This is a genomic window from Nonomuraea sp. KM88 (assembly GCF_052245635.1).
Taxonomy (GTDB): domain Bacteria; phylum Actinomycetota; class Actinomycetes; order Streptosporangiales; family Streptosporangiaceae; genus Nonomuraea.
In genome coordinates this window covers 1-2,809 of record NZ_JBQQCC010000057.1, presented here as the reverse complement: position 1 = coordinate 2,809, position 2,809 = coordinate 1, and the positions used below count along the sequence as shown (strand labels likewise).

The following is a 2,809-nucleotide window of genomic DNA, read 5'->3' as shown; positions in this document are numbered from 1 at the left end:
ACTCATCTACCGGAGGCTCCACGCCCGTCTCCGGCCTTCGATGACTCCTCCCGATAGGCCCGATACGTCACCGCCTGCGTCCTAGAAATCCCCAATCGTCCTAAATTATTTCGCTGAGATCACCTCACTGTGCGCGGGGGCTGTTTCAGCTCGCCGGAGTGCGCGAGCGGCTCGCGAGCGAGTCGCGGTCCCGCGCGAGATCGCAGGCGATCGCGGCGTGGGCCGGGGCTACCTGGCTGTCCTCGAGAATCTCGATACAGAAGGCATGGACGAGTGAGTTACAGGCGTCGGTCCTGGCCGGCGTCGTCGCATAACCCTGGCTGTTGAGATACGCCAGACATTCCTCTGCCGACTGCGGCGCCGATCCCACGGTTTTCACAGTGGCCGCAGCCGGTAGAGCCGACATGCCCAAGGTGAGCACCGCAAAGCTCCCCGCGACGGCGATAGTCTTCAGAACGCTCATGACAATCGAGCCCCTTTCTACATCGTGGACTGGGAACAGCATGCAGGTCAGGACACGGAGTTGGGCGATTCGACCGATTGATTTCCGTTGTCGCCGAACGTCTTTCACTCCGGGACTTTAGGTCAATACAAGCTGCCACAACCAGGACATCGACCGGACATTTGGCGGACTCAGGACCCCGGGCTCCGGCAAGGCGCGACCGGTATCGCCCCGTATCGGACGGTCCTCCATTGCCCGGCCCAGGACCCCTTCGCGTTCGGTCACACGCAGCGGACATGCCACCGATATACCGCGCATCCCTGCGTTGGCCTCTTGTCCGCAACCGAATCACCCCAGACGAGAGGGCATCGCGCGAGTGACAGGCATTCTGCACAAGACCGCGATCTTCGAAGCTCTTGGGGTGGCCTTGTCGATCGACATCCAACCGGGCTGGCACTCCAAGGACCCCAAGCGGTGCTGGAAGCCGTCTTCCGCCGAACTCGCTGAGCGTCCGCTACAACAACCCGCGGCCCCTTTCCGGCGTACTCCGGCGGCCCCCGTAGTGCGCACGCGACCGGCTCGACCACCGTGATCTCCTCGCCGCCGCCTTCGGCGGGATGACCGTCGAGCTAGCCCTGCTCGGTCTCGACCGTCCCGACGCCGTGATGCCGCCTCTGCGGGGGTGACAGGGCCGCAGGCTGGGACGCTTTCGCGCCACGTACGAGAGCGCTTCCCCGTCGAGCGAGCCCCGCTCCACCCCCGAGCCGGACCAGGTCGGCGGCGGTGAGACTGTCGGAGTCGGTGGTGTGGAGGCAGGCCAGGTCGGCGGCGGGCATGCGCGACATACCAGTCGTGACGAGGACTGCGGTCAGCCGCTCGACCGCTTGGGCGTCGGCGGTGCCGCGCGGACGACGCGCACCGATCTGGGGATGATCCTGCTACGCGTTCGCAATGGGCGACCACGAAGCGCACCGTCGTCACCCACACGAACGGTGGCTGGGCACCGGCCCGCTGGCCCAGCGGGATCACGACTCACGAGCAAGCGCGCTCCCACGACGGGGAAGCCCTGTCAGGCGGGTCGACGGCCGGTGGCTCGCCGGGACTTCAGCCACAGTCCGGTCGTGACCATCCAGGGCATGGCCAGCACGGCCGCCCAGGCGATCGCCTGCCAGACCAGCGGAACCAGCGCCCGGCCCCTCGCGTGCCGTCTCCCGCCTTGCCGACCTGGGCCCCGCCGACGTCAGCGCGGCGTCCGGCCGGCACCATGGCGGAGCGCCTGAGTGACAGGTCCGTCGGCCGACCGCCACACGAAGAGCGTTTGAGCCGCCGTCGAGACCGTGCAGCGCTCGAATACTGACGCTCGTTCGCTGTCACTCCCGCGACGAAGCAGCCTGGTACGCCGGGACCGCGGCGCCGGTGATCTGCTTCTCCTCGCCGCGCAGGCGGTTCCTGACCCACCGGCTCGAACAACGCCGGGTTTCCCGGCTCCGCGGTGTCCCCGGGGAGGCCACCCGTTCGTCGCCTGGATGTGACGTCCGGTGCTTGGAGCACCTCTCAACGCCCACCTGATCGGTCCGGACGCCGCGCGGATCCTGCCCTGGATGCTGGACGGCCATCGCCACGATGCCGGCCCAGGCGGACACCTTCATGAACCCGAGGAGAGACCACATGTCGATCATCACCGCGGCGGAACGCAACAAGGAGGCGATCCGCCGCTTCCACGACGCCGTCAGCACCGGCGACGAAGAGGCCATCTCCAGAACGATCGACGAGGTCGTCCGGCCGGACGTGCGGATTCGCACGCCGCTGCCGATCGAGACGACGGGGACGTCGGCGATGAAGGAGGTGTTCGCGGTGCTGCGCCGGGCCTTCCCCGACCTCCACGTCGAGATCGAGGACGTGATCGCGGAAGGGGACCGGGTCGTCGCCAGGAACACGGTCACCGGGACGCACCGGGGTGAGTACATGGGCGTGCCGCCGACCGGCAGGTCCATCACGTACAGGGAGATCCTCATCGCCCGCTTCGCCGACGGGCGGGTCGCCGAGACCTGGGCGGTCGTCGATGTCATGTCGCAGATGCGGCAGCTCGGCATGTTCGACAGCCCGAACGACTAGCGAACCGTTCACCCCCCCATGAGACCGCGCGGCAGGACGCCGTGGACGGCCGCGCGCGACGGCGAGGGTGTGGTGCGCGTGGGGACGGCCTGGGGCCTGCCGGGGTACCTGGTCCGCCGGCATGGGGACGTCCGCGGGGTGCTGGCGGATCCGGCCCGGTTCAGCAGTGCCCTGACGCCGCTTCGCGGAGCGGGTGCGCTGGATCCCGATGAGGTGGCCAGGATGCGTGCCGGGCAGCTGATCGGGTTGGAT

2 protein-coding genes and 1 pseudogene are annotated in these 2,809 nt (G+C 68.2%); 2 read left to right on the top strand and 1 reads right to left on the bottom strand.

From position 1 onward, the window contains the following. Positions 1-145: 145 nt before the first annotated feature. Entirely contained in the window at positions 146-463 is a 318-nt protein-coding gene (locus ACTWPV_RS49605; protein ID WP_443157215.1) for a hypothetical protein, read from the bottom strand. Positions 464-2,110: 1,647 nt separating this feature from the next. On the opposite strand from ACTWPV_RS49605, the gene ACTWPV_RS49600 reads away from it, so the two are divergent. Beyond that, positions 2,111-2,557, top strand: coding sequence for an ester cyclase (locus ACTWPV_RS49600; RefSeq protein WP_443157214.1), 447 nt, complete (start codon positions 2,111-2,113; stop codon positions 2,555-2,557). An 18-nt stretch (positions 2,558-2,575) separates the two neighbouring features. Further along, positions 2,576-2,809, top strand: a pseudogene (locus ACTWPV_RS49595) (hypothetical protein); the annotation flags it as partial.